This window comes from Actinomycetospora sp. NBC_00405 (assembly GCF_036044095.1).
Taxonomy (GTDB): domain Bacteria; phylum Actinomycetota; class Actinomycetes; order Mycobacteriales; family Pseudonocardiaceae; genus Actinomycetospora; species Actinomycetospora callitridis.
The window spans coordinates 493,123-506,511 of sequence record NZ_CP107938.1; the positions used below are offsets into that span (position 1 = coordinate 493,123).

General features: G+C 73.0%; 11 protein-coding genes. 6 read left to right on the forward strand and 5 right to left on the reverse strand.

Features of this window, described 5'->3' with window-relative positions:
• Window position 1: 1 nt before the first annotated feature.
• Window positions 2–1,948, reverse strand: a complete 1,947-nt coding sequence (locus OG774_RS02460) for a molybdopterin oxidoreductase family protein (protein WP_328306349.1) — start codon at window positions 1,946–1,948, stop codon at window positions 2–4.
• A gap of 216 nt (window positions 1,949–2,164) precedes the next feature.
• Here OG774_RS02460 and OG774_RS02465 point away from each other — a divergent pair, with 216 nt between their 5' ends.
• The 3 genes from OG774_RS02465 to OG774_RS02475 are packed head-to-tail and all read left to right on the forward strand — an operon-like array spanning window position 2,165 to window position 4,650.
• On the forward strand, window positions 2,165–2,677 hold the full coding sequence (locus OG774_RS02465) for a hypothetical protein (RefSeq protein WP_328306350.1): 513 nt from the start codon (window positions 2,165–2,167) through the stop codon (window positions 2,675–2,677).
• Between the two features lie 52 nt (window positions 2,678–2,729).
• On the forward strand, window positions 2,730–3,584 hold the full coding sequence (locus OG774_RS02470) for an SDR family oxidoreductase (RefSeq protein ID WP_328306351.1): 855 nt from the start codon (window positions 2,730–2,732) through the stop codon (window positions 3,582–3,584).
• A gap of 46 nt (window positions 3,585–3,630) precedes the next feature.
• On the forward strand, window positions 3,631–4,650 hold the full coding sequence (locus tag OG774_RS02475) for an NAD-dependent formate dehydrogenase (protein ID WP_328306352.1): 1,020 nt from the start codon (window positions 3,631–3,633) through the stop codon (window positions 4,648–4,650).
• Between the two features lie 50 nt (window positions 4,651–4,700).
• On the opposite strand, the gene OG774_RS02480 is transcribed toward OG774_RS02475, so the two are convergent.
• On the reverse strand, window positions 4,701–5,885 hold the full coding sequence (locus OG774_RS02480) for a fatty acid desaturase family protein (RefSeq protein WP_328306353.1): 1,185 nt from the start codon (window positions 5,883–5,885) through the stop codon (window positions 4,701–4,703).
• A 301-nt stretch (window positions 5,886–6,186) separates the two neighbouring features.
• Here OG774_RS02480 and OG774_RS02485 point away from each other — a divergent pair, with 301 nt between their 5' ends.
• Window positions 6,187–7,731, forward strand: a complete 1,545-nt coding sequence (locus OG774_RS02485) for a serine/threonine-protein kinase (RefSeq protein WP_328306354.1) — start codon at window positions 6,187–6,189, stop codon at window positions 7,729–7,731.
• Window positions 7,732–8,228: 497 nt separating this feature from the next.
• Here the strand turns inward: OG774_RS02485 and OG774_RS02490 are convergent, their stop codons facing one another.
• The 3 genes from OG774_RS02490 to OG774_RS02500 all read right to left on the reverse strand — a co-directional run bounded on the left by OG774_RS02490 (window position 8,229) and on the right by OG774_RS02500 (window position 10,513).
• Window positions 8,229–8,582, reverse strand: coding sequence for a hypothetical protein (locus OG774_RS02490; protein ID WP_328306355.1), 354 nt, complete (start codon window positions 8,580–8,582; stop codon window positions 8,229–8,231).
• A gap of 76 nt (window positions 8,583–8,658) precedes the next feature.
• A complete protein-coding gene (locus OG774_RS02495) occupies window positions 8,659–10,164 on the reverse strand; it encodes a multicopper oxidase family protein (RefSeq protein WP_328306356.1) in 1,506 nt (501 codons plus the stop codon).
• A gap of 43 nt (window positions 10,165–10,207) precedes the next feature.
• The gene (locus OG774_RS02500; RefSeq protein ID WP_328306357.1) at window positions 10,208–10,513 is read right to left on the reverse strand and encodes a hypothetical protein; all 306 of its coding nucleotides are present in this window, start codon (window positions 10,511–10,513) and stop codon (window positions 10,208–10,210) included.
• Between the two features lie 182 nt (window positions 10,514–10,695).
• On the opposite strand from OG774_RS02500, the gene OG774_RS02505 reads away from it, so the two are divergent.
• Together OG774_RS02505 and OG774_RS02510 are read left to right on the forward strand one after the other, a co-directional pair.
• Window positions 10,696–10,980, forward strand: coding sequence for a PspC domain-containing protein (locus tag OG774_RS02505; RefSeq protein ID WP_328306358.1), 285 nt, complete (start codon window positions 10,696–10,698; stop codon window positions 10,978–10,980).
• A 72-nt stretch (window positions 10,981–11,052) separates the two neighbouring features.
• Window positions 11,053–13,107 (forward strand): NAD(+) synthase, encoded by a 2,055-nt coding sequence (locus OG774_RS02510; protein ID WP_328306360.1) that lies wholly within the window; start codon window positions 11,053–11,055, stop codon window positions 13,105–13,107.
• Window positions 13,108–13,389 lie beyond the last annotated feature (282 nt).

Consider the following 13,389-nt stretch of genomic DNA (forward strand, 5'->3'; position numbering starts at 1 on the left):
GTCAGCTCCCCGCTGCCGGCAGCGGGCGCGGGTGGGCGGCCGTCCTGGCGTCGATCTTCTCGACACGGACGGCGGTGGCCTTGAACTCCGAGGTCCCCGACTTCGGGTCCCACGCGTCGTTCGTCAGCACGTTGACGTCGACCTCCTCGCTGAAGTGCGGTGTGAACGACGCGAGCCCCGGACGCAGGGACGCGTCGATGCCGATCGGTGCCTCGACCGCGCCGCGACGGGACACGACGCGCACCCGCTCGCCGTTCTCGATGCCCAGGCGGGCGGCGTCCTCCGCGTCGATGCGCAACGACTCCGGCCGGCGCATGGGGGAGGCGTAGCCACCGGTCTGCACGCCGGAGTTGTAGGCGTCGAGCAGCCGGACGGTGGTCAGGCGGATCGGGAACTCGTCGTCGAGGACGTCGACGGGCGCCACGTGCTCGACCGCGGTGAACGGCGCCGGCGTCCCGCGATCGGCGGGGTCGTCGGCCCAGAGCCGTGCGTGCATGAGCGGCGTGCCGGGGTGGTCGAGCGACGGGCACGGCCACTGGATGCCACCGAGCTCGTCGAGGCGCTCGTAGCTCATCCCGGCGTGCCAGTTGAGCGACACCGAGCGCAGCTCGTCCCACACCTGCTCCGCGGTGGGCTCGCCCCAGTCGTGCCCGAGTTTCGTGGCCAGCGCGCAGATGGCGTGGGTGTCGGGACGGGCGAGCCCCGGCGGGTCGATCGCCTTGCGGACGCGCTGCACCCGCCGCTCGGAGTTCGTCACCGTGCCCTCGTACTCGCACCAGTCCGCCGTCGCGGGGAACACGACGTCGGCGAGCTCCGCGGTGGCCGTGCGGAAGATGTCCTGCACGATCAGGGTGTCCAGGCCCTCGAGCATGTGACGGGCGTGCGTCGCGTTGGCCTCGGACTCCGCCGGGTTCTCCCCGATGCAGTAGAGGGCCTTGAGCTCGCCGCGCTCCATCGCCTCGAACATCTGGGACAGGTGCATCCCGGGCTCGCGCGGGTAGTCGTCGGTGCCCCAGACCGACGCGAAGCGGGCGCGGGCGGCCTCGTCGTGGATGTCGTAGCCGCCCGGCAGCTTGGCCGGGATGGAGCCCATGTCACCGCCGCCCTGGACGTTGTTCTGCCCGCGCAGCGGCACCAGCCCGGACCCGTAGCGGCCCACGTGCCCGGTGAGCAGCGCGAGGTTGATCAGCGCGAACACGTAGTCGGCCGCGTTGTGGTGCTCGGTGATGCCGAGCGTCCAGCAGATCTGGGCGCGGTCGGCGCGGGCGTAGGCGTGCGCGAGCTCGCGGATCGTCCCCGCCGGGACGCCGGTGATCTCCTCGCCGCGCTCCAGCGTGTACGGCTCGACCGTCGCCCGGTACTCCTCGAACCCCGTGGTCGCGCGCTCGACGAACGCCTCGTTCACCAGGCCGGCATGGATGATCTCGCGGCCGATCGTGTTGGCCAGCGCGATGTCCGTGCCGACGTCGAGCCCGAGCCAGGCGTCGGCCCACTGCGCGGTGGAGGTGTGGCGCGGGTCCACGGAGTACATGCGGGTGCCGCGGCGGATGCCCTGCAGCACGTGGTGGAAGAAGATCGGGTGGGTCGCCCGCGCGTTGGAGCCCCACAGCACGATGAGGTCGGCGTGCTCCGCCTCCACGTAGGCGGAGGTGCCGCCGCCGGCACCGAACACCGTCGTCAGACCGACGACACTGGGAGCGTGTCAAGTGCGGTTGCAACTGTCGACGTTGTTGCTGCCCATCACCACCCGCGCGAACTTCTGCGCGGCGTAGTTCATCTCGTTCGTGGCCTTCGAGCAGCTGAACATCCCGAAGGCGTCGGCGGGCACGCCGCGCAGACCCGCGGCGGCGCGCTCGAGCGCCTCGTCCCAGCTCGCCGGCCGCAGCTCGCCGTTCTCGCGGACGAGGGGCTCGGTCAGCCGGACGTGGCGGGGCCTACGAGTGCGCATGCGGAGATCTCCTTCACCGACGATGTCGTCGTCGTCACCACTGTAGGTGTCGATGGGAGCCCCGTCACACGACACGTACCGGCCGTCGGAACAGCCGGCGGCGCGGCGACCCGTCCGCCCCCGGAACGTTGACGGCGCTGATCTGTTTGGGGGACACCCCTGTCCGGGAAACGAGCGTCTGCTTGTGCAGCGAGGCACACATCCCCAGGAGGAGTCATGGCGGGCAACCAGAAGGTCGAGCAGGTCGTCGAGCAGGTCCGCGGCCTGAACGAACAGATCATGAGCCGCGCGCGCCAGGGCGGCGAGGAGTCGCTGCGCGCGTACAAGGAGCTGCTCGAGAACGTCGCCGAGGCCGAGGAGGCCGCCGGCAACCGCACGGCCGAGTGGGTGCAGGCCTTCGCACGCGCCCAGGCGTCGTTCACCCGCGAGCTCGCCACGGCCTTCCCCGCGCTGCTCGAGCGGCTCGGGTCGGGCCTGGGCAGCGTGGCCGGGACCGCGGCGGACCAGGCGCGCAAGGTGCCCGGCGCCGAGACCGCCGAGGGCGAGGCCAAGGGCGCGGTGTCGGTGGAGGACGACCTGCCGATCAAGGACTACGACGACCTGAACGTCGGCGACGTCACCGCGAGGCTCGAGGGGCTCTCGGCCACCGATCTGGGCAAGGTCGACGCCTACGAGCGCCGCACCAAGAACCGCAGGACGGTGCTCGACAAGATCGCCAGCCTGCGCTGACGAGCGCACCCGCACGTTTCGGGGACGGCCGTCGTCGTCAAGACCGTCGGGCATGAGCAGCGAGCAGCCCCCGCCCCAGGAACAGACCTACCCCGGCAGCACCGGGTCGATGGACCCCGAGCCGAACGACGAGATGACCGGCTACGTGGGGCGCGACCTGCTGGCCGGCCGGAAGGCGCTGATCACCGGCGGCGACTCCGGCATCGGGCGCGCCGTGGCCGTCGCCTTCGCCGAGGAGGGCGCCGACGTCGCGCTGGCCTATCTCGACGAGGGCGACGACGCGTCCCACACGAAGAAGCTCGTGGAGGCCCGGGGCCGTCGCTGCGTGTGCCTGCCCGGCGACCTCGCCGACCGTGACCACTGCCGTCGCACCGTCGAGCGCGCCGCCGACGAGCTCGGCGGGCTCGACATCGTCGTCAACAACGCGGCCACCCAGGAGACGGTCGGGTCGCTCGAGGAGCTCTCCGACGAGCAGTGGGCCCGCACGTTCGACGTGAACATCCACAGCTTCTTCTGGGTGACCAAGGACGCGCTGCCCTACATGGGGGAGGGCTCCGCGATCATTAACACGGGCTCGGTGAACGGGCTGCGCGGCAACAAGTCGCTCATCGACTACTCGGCGACGAAGGGTGCGGTCCACGCGCTGACGTACTCGCTCGCGCAGGTGCTGCTGCCGCGCGGCATCCGCGTCAACTGCGTCGCGCCCGGTCCCGTGTGGACCCCGCTGATCCCGGCGACGATGCCCGAGGAGAAGGTCGACTCCTTCGGGGCCCAGGCCCCCATGGGTCGCGCCGCCTCGCCCGACGAGATCGCGCCGTCCTTCGTGTTCTTCGCGTCGGACCGGATGTCGTCGTACTACACCGGCGAGGTGCTCGCGCCCATCGGCGGCGAGACGCTGCCGGGCTGAGGCAGGCAGCACCGATATCGGTCGCGGGCGGCGGGTAGCCGCCCCCATGAAGGTCGTCTACGTGTCCTACCCGTCGTCCGACGCCGTCGACGTCGACGTCCCCGCCAGTGCGGATCGGGCCCTCGGGCTGCGCGAGTTCCTGTCGGAGCGCGGCCACGAGCTGGTCACGACCACCGACACCGGCGAGGGGCTCGACGCCGAGCTCTCCGATGCCGAGGTGCTGATCACGACGCCGTTCTGGCCCGTCTACCTCGACGAGGAGCGCCTGTCGAAGGCGTCGAACCTCGAGCTGGTGATCACCGCGGGCATCGGCTCGGACCACACCGACCCCGAGACCGCGAAGCAGCACGGCGTCACCGTCGCCGAGGTCACCGGCAGCAACGTCGTCAGCGTCGCCGAGCACAACGTCCTGCAGATCCTCGCGCTGGTCCGGAACTTCGTGCCGGCCCACACCGAGGCCCGCGAGGGCGGGTGGGACGTCGCGAAGATCGCCGGGCCGGCGCACGACCTGGAGGGCAAGACCGTCGGCATCGTGGGGCTCGGGGCCATCGGCGCCCGCACCGCGCTGCGGCTCAAGGGCTTCGACGTGCGAATGCTCTACTACGCCAACCACCGGCGCTCGGCGGGCGAGGAGGCCTCGCTGGGCGTGCGGTACGCCCGCCTCGACACCCTGGTCGCCGAGTCGGACGTCATCTGCCTGGCCCTGCCGCTCATGGAGGGCAGCCAGGCGCTGTTCGGCCCGGAGCGGCTGACGGCGATGAAGCCCGGTTCCTGGCTGGTCAACACCGCCCGCGGTGCCATCGTCGACCGGGACGCGCTGGTCGAGGCGATCGGGTCGGGGCACCTCGCGGGCTACGCCGGCGACACCTGGTACCCCCAGCCGGCGCCGGCCGACCACCCCTGGCGCTCGCTGCCCGAGGGCTCGGAGGCCATGACCATCCACTGCTCGGGGATGACGCAGGAGGCGCAGGCCAGGATCGCCGAGGGCGTCCGCGAGATGCTCGAGGCCCACCTCGGCGGCCGCCCGATGCCCGACGACTTCGTGGTCGTCGACCCGGCGGCCTGACCCCACGTGAGCGAAATTCACGGCCATAGCCGTGAATGTCGCTCACAGGGCTAGGCGGCGACCGGCTCCTCGACAGAGACCTCGGTACGGGGAGCCGGGACGTCGGCCGGGGCGACCGGCTTCTCGCGGCCGGTCAGGCGGTCGACGAAGCGCTTGAGCTCGCCCGCCACCGGCAGCGAGAGCTTCCAGATCGACCGGGTCGACTGCCAGAACTGCTTCGGGAACGGGCCCGTCGTGTAGGGCAGGTCCCAGCGGGCGCAGATCTCGCGCACCTTCTCCGCGATCTCTGGGTAGCGGTTCGACGGCAGGTCGGGGAACAGGTGGTGCTCGATCTGGTAGCCGAGGTTCCCGCTCATGAGGTGCATGAGGTTCCCGCCGGTGAAGTTCGCCGACCCCAGCAGCTGGCGCAGGTACCACTCGCCCCACGTCTCGCCCTCGAGCTCCTCCTCGGTGAACACCTCCGCGCCGTCGGGGAAGTGGCCGCAGAAGATGATCGCGTAGGACCAGACGTTGCGGACGAGGTTCGCCGTCGCGTTGGCCGCGATCGTCGCCGGGAAGAACGGGCCGGACAGGGCCGGGAAGAACACGTAGTCCTTCACCGCCTGCTTGCCGGCCTTGCGCCCGATCTGGCGGAGCTTGGCCTTCATCTCCTCGGGGTCGGCGTCGAGCTTGGCGGCGCCGTCGATGTCGAGGTCGTGCAGCGCGACACCCCACTGGAACAGGAACATCAGCAGGGCGTTGTAGAGCGGCTGTCCCAGGTAGTACGGGTGCCACGGCTGGTCGGACGAGACCCGCAGGATCTCGTACCCGACGTCCTTGTCCTTGCCGATGACGTTCGTGTACGTGTGGTGCAGGTAGTTGTGGGAGTGCTTCCACTGCTCCGAGGGGCAGACGTTGTCCCACTCCCAGACGGCCGAGTGGATCTCCGGATCGTTCATCCAGTCCCACTGGCCGTGCATGACGTTGTGGCCGATCTCCATGTTCTCGATGATCTTGGAGGCGGCCAGGGCGGCGGTGCCGGCGAGCCACAGGGGCGGCAGGATGCTGCCGACGAGCGCCACACGCCCGCCGATCTCGAGGCGGCGCTGCAGCTTGATCACGCCGCGGATGTACGCGGCGTCGTCCGCACCGCGCGACGCCTCGACGTCGCGGCGGATCGCGTCGAACTCACGTCCGATGGCCGCGACATCGGCCTCGCTCAGGTGCGTGAACTCCTTGATGTCCGAAATCGCCATGACGGCGGTGACCTCCGCGTCGAATCGAGTACTTGAAGTACGCGGTACCGACGGTACCGACTCTGCGGTCTTGTCGGGGTAGTGATCGCTGTGTCCCCGCGCACCGCAGGCGGCATGGCCCAGGTCACAGCGTCGGCCCCGGGGCGGGCGGCGGCGCCGGGTGGGGCGGTCGGCGTCGCGCGGCGGAGGTCGGCGAGGATGCCGCCGGACACGAACGGGTGACGTCCGGCCGGACCCGGATCGCTCGGTAACGGAACGGTCACGGCCCGCGATACACGGTCACGGAGCAGAGGGGAGGGGCATGTCGACACCGACCTCGGTGCCGAGCGCCATCTGGGACGCCCGGGCCACGATCGAGCCCGGACGCCGGGTCGCCGGCCGCTACCTGCTGCTCGCGCCCGTGGGGCGGGGCGGATCGGGTTCCGTGTGGCGGGCCCACGACGAGCTGCTGGACCGCGACGTCGCGATCAAGCGGCTCCACGGGGGCCACGCGCTCGACGAGTCCCGTGCCCGCCAGATCCGCGACCGGGCGCACCGCGAGGGGCGCGTGGCCGCACGGCTGCACCACCCCCGGCTGGCCGCCATCTTCGACATGACCGAGCTGGACGGCGAGGTCTGCCTGGTCATGGAGTACGTGGCCGCGCCGTCGCTGGCCGACCTCCTCGACCGCGAGGGTCTCCTGCCGCCGGCCCGGGTCGCCGCCATCGGCGCGCAGGTCGCCGACGGCCTGTGGGCCATGCACGGCCGCGGGATCGTCCACCGCGACGTGAAGCCCGCCAACATCATGATCGGCCACGACGACGTCGTCACGGTCACCGACTTCGGCATCGCCGTCGTCGACACCGACCCGGGCACCTCCGACCAGCTCGTCGCCGGCACGCCCCACTACATGGCGCCCGAGCTGGCCCGTGGCGGCATCGCCACCGCGGCCGCGGACGTCTTCTCCCTCGGCGCGACGCTCTACGCCGCGCTCGAGGGCGCGCCGCCGGCCGGTGACGGGGGCAACGCCCTCGAGGTGCTCTCCCGGGTCGCCACCGGGCACGTCCAGCCCGCCCGCCGCGCGGGTGACCTCACGCCCGTGCTGCGCAGCCTGCTCGACCACGACCCGACGCGGCGGCCGAGCGCCGCGGAGGCGGCGCGGATGCTCGCCGCCCTGGCCGGGACGCCCGCGTCCGGCCCGGTGCCCGCGATCACGGCGCTGGCCGGGCTGTCGGCGCCCTCCGGGTCGGTTCCTGCCGTCCGAGTCGCGAGCGACGCCCGGGCGTTCGATTCCCGGCCATCCGATCGCCAGCCGGAGACCGACGAGTCCCACACCGGGCCCATCGCCGTCCCGGCGGCCGTCTCCGCCGCCCTCGCCGCCTCCCGGGCACGGACCCGCGCGGCCACGTCCGTCGACGAGGGAGCGGGCGCCACGCGCTTCCGTCCCTCGCGCAGGGTCGCCGCCGTCGGCGCCGGCCTGGTCGGGATGCTGGGCGCGGCGGGGCTCGTGGCGGCGGCGACGAACACGTCGGACCCGTTGCCGATCGCGGCGCCCGAGGTCGGCGCGACGCCCCTGGCCGCCCCGGTACCGATCGCGGCGCCGCCGGTGATCCCCGCCGGCCCCGAGCCCACCACGACCACCACGTCGTCGTCCCGGGCCTCGGCCGTCGAGGACGTGGCCTCGTCGTCGGAGGCCTCGGAGTCCACGTCGACCACCACGCGGCGCTCCCGCGACGCCGACGCCCGGGCCGCCGAGGCCTGGGACCGCTGGTTCGACCGCTGGCGGGCGCAGGCGCGCGCGGACGACGGCGACGACGACCGGGACGACGACCGTCCCCGCGGTCGGGCGCGCGGTCACCACCGCTGACCGACGCTTCTCCCGTATCGAGCACGGACCGGGCACCGACCGCACACGGTCCGGTTCGGCCGGACGAGGACGGCCCGCTGCGCCGATCGGGGAGCCAGGCCTAGGCGGTCGCGCGGTCCTCGTCGCGGGGGCTGCGGGGCGCGGGCACCCGCGGAGCCGGCTCCTCGTGGCGCGGCGCGGGCGTGCTCGGCGTCGCCGGCCTGCGGGGGACCCGGCGGATGCGTGGTTCGTGGATCAGGTGATCGTGGCCCCGGCGTTGCATCATGCCTCCCCCGTGCCCGTCGATGACGGGCGTCGACCAGCGAGGTTAGGGCCACCCGTGCGGGTGACGCTGTACGTCATTGTGCGTACGCCGCTGCGCAGTCGGGCTCGCGGCGACGACCTTTCCGCCGAGGGGACCGCCCGGTACGTTCCGACTCCGGGGCGGCCGGTGCGGACGAGGGGCCCGCACCGGCACATGCGCCCGGCCGTGGTCGGTGCAGGCGAGCCGGGGGTGCTCAGGCCAGCGCCTCGCAGAGCTCCAGGGGATCGGCGTCGGCCGCCAGCGGCAGCGGCGACCAGCGTGGCGCCCGCCGCGAGGCGGCATCGCCGGTGACGGTCCATCCGGTGTCCGGCGTCCAGTGCAGCGCGCGCACGGGCGGCGGCGGGTCGGCGAGCACGTTCAGCGTGAACCCGGGCCCGGTCGTGTCGGGCACGGTCTCGACGTCGTCGCCGTCGAGCAGGTCCAGGGCGTGGACCACGGCCTCGGCACACCGGGTGGCGTACTCCGGCACCCACGAGTCCATCCGGGTCGTCGTCCAGGACTCGGCCCGGGACGTGGCGGTGCCGGTCTCGGCAGGGGGAGCGCTCATCGGTCGGTCACCTCCGGAGGTCCCCTCCGGGGGACCGCGTGGTTACCGGCCAGTATCCCCCCGTGGGACGGGTGGTTCACTCCGGGTCGTTGTGGCTGTCGCCACCGACGCGATACGGCGTCGTCACCCCGTCGTACATGAGGTGCGCCATGAGCCCCTCGGCCGGATGGGTCAGGTTGTGGCAGTGGTCCATCCAGAGCCCGGGGTTGTCGGCCACGAACGCGATGTCGTAGGTGTGGCCGTCCTGCGCGTCGAGGCTGTCGACCCACCACGGGCTGCCGGTGGCCGGCACGCCGTCGCGGGCGAGCACGACGGCGTGGTGCCCGTGCAGGTGCATGGGGTGCAGCTCGCCGCTGCGGTTGTCGATGTGCATGCGGACGACGTCGCCGGTGCGCACCACGTACATCGGCACGTCGGGCCACATGTGTCCGTTGACGGTCCAGAACAGACCCGGCGTCCCGTCGATGAAGCCCGGTCGCCGGCCGATGACGTAGTCGAAGCGCCGGGTCGCGGCGTCCGGGTCGAAGGCCAGGGCGGCGGGGGTCCCGTAGCTGATGGGGTCCAGGTCGCGGGCCGGGCGCGGCGTCACGGGCAGCGGCCGGCCGAAGGTCACGGCCGAGGCCCCGCCGATCTCGACCCGCACGCCGGCACCGTCGGTTGGCAGGTCGATCTCGAGGTCGGCGCGCGCCCCGGCCGTGACCGACAGCGAGTCGGTGGTGGGCGTCGGGGCGTCGACGTCGTGGCCGTCGATCGCCACCAGCCGGTAGGGCGCGCCGCCGACCCACGCCTGGACCGGGCCGTTGTCGGTGTTCACGACGCGGACGCGCACCCGCGTACCCGGGACGCCCGCGACCGGGACGTCGCCCTCGAGGCCGTTGACCGTGCGGCGGCCCTCGTAGACGTGGGTCACCGCGGTGACGTCGCCGGTGTCGCCCAGCCCGTCGGTCGGCGTCACCACGAGGGCGCCGAAGAGCCCGCCCCGGACCTGCGGGTCCGCCACCTGGTGCGAGTGGTACCAGTACGTCCCGGCCTGGTCGGCGCGGAACCGGTAGACGAACGAGCCGCCGATCGGCACCGCGTCCTGGGTCACGCCGGCGACACCGTCGTCACCCGCGGGCACGTCGTAGCCGTGCCAGTGCAGGGTGACGCCCTCGGCCACGTTCTCGTTGACCAGGCGGACCTGCACCATCTGTCCCTGCACCGCGCGGATCTCCGGGCCGGGCGTCGTGCCGTTGAGGGTGAAGCCGTCGATCACGCGCCCCGACGGCAGCGTCACCCGCCCGCCGCGCGCGACGAGCGTGACGTCGATGTCGGCCGGACCCGGCGGCTCGCGCAGGGCGTCCACCGACGGGCCCGCCATCCCCGCCATGCCGTGCATCGCGTGGTCCCCGGCGGTGTCCCCGGGGGCGGGGCCGCCGCCGAGGTCCGGCGTCCCCATGTCCGCCACGGAGTACGAGGCGGGCACGAGGCTGCCGGACCACATCCACCCGAGCGGCACCAGCACCACGAGCGCGACGACGACGGCCACCAGGGACCGACGGGGAACCCCGGTGCGCCACGTCCGGCGCCGCGCCCGCAGCATCTGGTGTCCCGGGAGTCCTGGCCCGTCCGATCAGCCGGTCCGGTCAGGCCGTCGCGACCGGCTCGCGCGCGGTCCGCGGGACGCCCGCGAGGCGCGCGGAGAGCACGGCGGTGACGAGGATGGCCAGCGCCAGGGCGCCGTGGAGCATGCCCAGGGCCGGCACGGAGTGGGAGACGATGCCGAGGAGCACCTGGGCCACGACCATGACGAACAGGGCCGCGGCGAACGCGACGCCCCGGGGCAGCTTCGCGAAGAACGAGACGATCAGCAGCAGCAGCGCCACGACCGGCACGATGATCGTGCCGTTCATCCCGTGGACCATGAAGCCGACGACGCCGTCGAACTGCACGCCGCTCTCGCTGGCTAGGCCATTAGGGTGACCGACCTGCCGCGAGGCGAAGAAAGGTGACGGAGCGTCGACAAAGCGGGCGTCCCCGACCGCGGACCCCGAGACGTCGGGGATGAGGTCCGGGGTCGAACCGGGGACGGACCCGGAGGCCGGGCGCCCGTCGCCGCAGCAGGCTCGGAGCCATGAGCACACCTGGAGTCCCCGCCCCGTCCACCCTCGGCTTCCGGCGCAGTGTCGGCGACCGCTGGATCGCCGGCGTGTGCGGCGGGATCGCCGCCCGCACCGGGCTCGACGTCAATCTCGTCCGCGTGGTCGTGGTACTCCTGGCGGTGTTCGGGCACCTGATCGGTCTGATCGCCTACCTGGCTGCCTGGGCGCTGGTGCCCGAGGAGGGCCCGGAGGACCGCACGGACCGCACGGACCCGGCCGGTCCGTCGACACCTCCGGCGGCCCCGACCACGGTCTGAGGCCCGGCGCGCGGGCGGGCGATCTACGCTCGCCCGCGTCGTCGCGCAGGAAGGCCAGGAGGACACCCGGACATGCCCAGCCCGCCCTTCACGTCGGTGTACCACCAGGGCTTCGTGCGCGTCGCCGCCGCGACCATCCGCACGACGATCGCCGAGCCGGCCGCCAACGCGTCCTCGCTGCTCGCGGTGGCCCGCGAGTGCCACGACGACGGCGTCGGCCTCGTGGTGTTCCCGGAGCTCACGCTCTCGGGCTACTCGATCGAGGACCTGCTGATGCAGGACACCCTGCTCGACGCGGTCGTCGACGCCCTGGGCGACGTCGTCGCGGCGTCCACGGAGCTCACCCCGGTGCTGGTCGTCGGCGCGCCCCTGCGCCACCGGAACCGGATCTACAACTGCGCGGTCGCCGTCCACCGCGGGCGGGTGCTGGGCGTGGTGCCGAAGACCTACCTGCCGAACTACCGCGAGTTCTACGAGCCCCGCCAGCTCGCCGCCGGCGCCGGCGAGGGCGGCACCACGCGGCTGCTCGGCGAGGACGTGCCGTTCGGCTCCGACCTGCTCTTCGCCGCCACCGACGTCGACGGCCTCGTGGTGCACGTCGAGGTCTGCGAGGACATGTTCGTCCCCATCCCGCCCAGCGCCGAGGCGGCGCTGGCCGGCGCGACGGTGCTGGCGAACCTCTCGGGCAGCCCCATCACGGTCGGGCGCGCCGACGACCGCCAGCTCCTGGCCCGGTCGGCCTCGGCGCGCTGCTCGGCGGCCTACGTCTACGCCGCGGCCGGCGACGGGGAGTCGACCACCGAGGTCTCGTGGGACGGCCAGACGAGCATCCACGAGAACGGCGCGCTGCTGGCCGAGACCGAGCGCTTCCCGGCCGGCGAGCGTCACGCCGTCGCCGACGTCGACCTGCGGCTGCTGCGCTCCGAGCGCCTGCGGATGGGGACGTTCGACGACAACCGCCGCCGCCACGCGCAGACGTCCTCCACGACGTTCCGCACCGTCGAGTTCACCCTCGACCCGCCGACCGGCGACCTCGGGTTCCGGCGCGACGTCGAGCGCTTCCCTTTCGTGCCGACCGACCCCGCCCGCCTCGAGCAGGACTGCTTCGAGGCCTACAACATCCAGGTCGCCGGCCTCCTGCAGCGGCTGCGGGCGATCGGCGACGCCAAGGTCGTCATCGGGGTCTCGGGCGGACTCGACTCCACCCACGCGCTGATCGTGGCCGCCCGCGCGATGGACCGCGCCGGCCGCCCGCGCTCGGACATCCTCGCCTTCACGCTGCCCGGCTTCGCGACGGGCGAGCGCACGAAGTCCAACGCGCAGCGCCTCTCGGAGGCCCTCGGGGTCACGTTCGAGACGATCGACATCACCGAGACCGCCCGGCTGATGCTGCGCGAGCTCGGCCACCCGTTCTCCTCCGGCGAGCCGGTCTACGACGTGACCTTCGAGAACGTCCAGGCCGGGCTGCGCACCGACTACCTCTTCCGCGCGGCCAACCAGCGCGGCGGCATCGTGGTCGGCACCGGCGACCTCTCCGAGGCCGCGCTCGGGTGGTCGACCTACGGCGTCGGCGACCAGATGTCGCACTACACGGTCAACACCGGCGTCCCGAAGACGCTCGTGCAGCACCTCATCCGCTGGGTGATCAGCTCGGAGCAGTTCGACGACGACGTCGCCGAGGTGCTGTCCGACGTGCTCGACACCGAGATCAGCCCCGAGCTCGTGCCGGCGGACTCCGACCAGGAGATCCAGTCGAGCGAGCAGAAGATCGGGCCGTACGACCTGCAGGACTTCACCCTCTACTGGGTGCTGCGCCACGGGTTCCGGCCCTCGCGGATCGCGTTCCTCGCCTGGCACGCGTGGCACGACCTCGACGCCGGCTCCTGGCCGCCCGGCTTCCCGGAGGGCGACCGGGAGGCCTACGACCTCGCCGAGATCCGGCAGTGGCTGCAGGTGTTCGCCCGGCGCTTCTTCGGCTTCGCGCAGTTCAAGCGCTCGGCGATGCCCAACGGACCGAAGGTCGTCGCCGGCGGGTCGCTCTCGCCGCGCGGGGACTGGCGCGCGCCGTCGGACTCGTCGGCGACGATCTGGCTCGAGGAGATCGAGCGGCACGTGCCGGAGTCGTGACCCAGCCGGCGGCCCCGGGTCGGTCGGTCCGCCCACCGGAAACCGGACTCGACGGACCCCACGGCGTCTGATCTTCTGTGCTCGGCGGCACAGGGAGCGACGAGGAGGACGCGTGGGGCAGGTCGGTGACGGCGCTCGGGCGCCCGCGGGCCCCGTCGTGCACGGACGCCCCCGCACGCCCATGCTGACCGGGAACCGCCGGCATCGTCCCCGTCGTCGGCGCGACGACCGCCTGGCCCGGCCGGTGCCCACGGGAGCACCGCCCCCGATCACCACCACGAT

Coding starts and splice junctions, on each gene's coding strand:
- OG774_RS02465 (WP_328306350.1), top strand. CDS start 2,165: ATGGCGGGCAACCAGAAGGTCGAGCAGGTCGTCGAGCAGGTCCGCGGC.
- OG774_RS02470 (WP_328306351.1), top strand. CDS start 2,730: ATGAGCAGCGAGCAGCCCCCGCCCCAGGAACAGACCTACCCCGGCAGC.
- OG774_RS02475 (WP_328306352.1), top strand. CDS start 3,631: ATGAAGGTCGTCTACGTGTCCTACCCGTCGTCCGACGCCGTCGACGTC.
- OG774_RS02480 (WP_328306353.1), bottom strand. CDS start 5,885: ATGGCGATTTCGGACATCAAGGAGTTCACGCACCTGAGCGAGGCCGAT.
- OG774_RS02485 (WP_328306354.1), top strand. CDS start 6,187: ATGTCGACACCGACCTCGGTGCCGAGCGCCATCTGGGACGCCCGGGCC.
- OG774_RS02490 (WP_328306355.1), bottom strand. CDS start 8,582: ATGAGCGCTCCCCCTGCCGAGACCGGCACCGCCACGTCCCGGGCCGAG.
- OG774_RS02495 (WP_328306356.1), bottom strand. CDS start 10,164: ATGCTGCGGGCGCGGCGCCGGACGTGGCGCACCGGGGTTCCCCGTCGG.
- OG774_RS02505 (WP_328306358.1), top strand. CDS start 10,696: ATGAGCACACCTGGAGTCCCCGCCCCGTCCACCCTCGGCTTCCGGCGC.
- OG774_RS02510 (WP_328306360.1), top strand. CDS start 11,053: ATGCCCAGCCCGCCCTTCACGTCGGTGTACCACCAGGGCTTCGTGCGC.